This window comes from Leisingera sp. ANG-Vp (assembly GCF_000813725.1).
Classification (GTDB): domain Bacteria; phylum Pseudomonadota; class Alphaproteobacteria; order Rhodobacterales; family Rhodobacteraceae; genus Leisingera.
This window is the reverse complement of the sequence record NZ_JWLD01000135.1, coordinates 1-534: the sequence shown is the minus strand read 5'-3', so window position 1 is coordinate 534 and position 534 is coordinate 1. Positions and strand designations below refer to the sequence as shown.

At 65.4% G+C, this 534-nt stretch carries 1 protein-coding gene and 1 pseudogene; both read right to left on the bottom strand.

Annotation, left to right across the window (positions count from 1 at the left end; genetic code table 11):
* Positions 1-130 (bottom strand): annotated as a pseudogene (locus tag RA20_RS26280) (two-component system response regulator); the annotation flags it as partial.
* A gap of 5 nt (positions 131-135) precedes the next feature.
* On the bottom strand, positions 136-534 hold a 399-nt coding region (locus RA20_RS24410; protein ID WP_039135567.1), incomplete at its 5' end, for a MarR family winged helix-turn-helix transcriptional regulator.

Genomic DNA, 534 nt, shown 5'->3' with positions numbered 1-534 from the left:
CCCGGCGGGCATGGGCGGCATCGCGTGCGGCTGTGACCAGAAAGCCTGAGCGCATCAGGAATTTCTTCAGCAGGCCGCGGATCCGCTCGTCATCATCCACGATCAGCAGATGGGCGTCGTTCATGCTCATATGGCTCAATCCCGCAGCTTGGCATAGGCGCGGCGCATGTCCGCGTCCATCATCGCTTCCAGCACCTTCTTGAAACCCTGCACCGCTTCAGGGCCGGCGTCTTTATACGCGGCGCGCATCCGGGCGCGCTGGGCGTCCGACAGGGTGGCTTCCAGCGCCGCGCCCTGCTCGGTCAGGTAGAGGTGGCGCTCACGCTTGTCCAGCTCGCCGACCTTGCTGACCACCAGCCCGTCGCCGATCAAGGTGCGCAGCACCCGGTTCAGCGATTGCTTGGTCACCCCCAGGATGCTGAGGAGGTTGTTCACCGTGGTGCCCGGCGAGCGGTTGATGAAGTGGATCGCCCGGTGATGCGCCCGGCCATAGGCCATTTCGGCCAGGATCCGGTCTGGATCGGCGGTGAACCC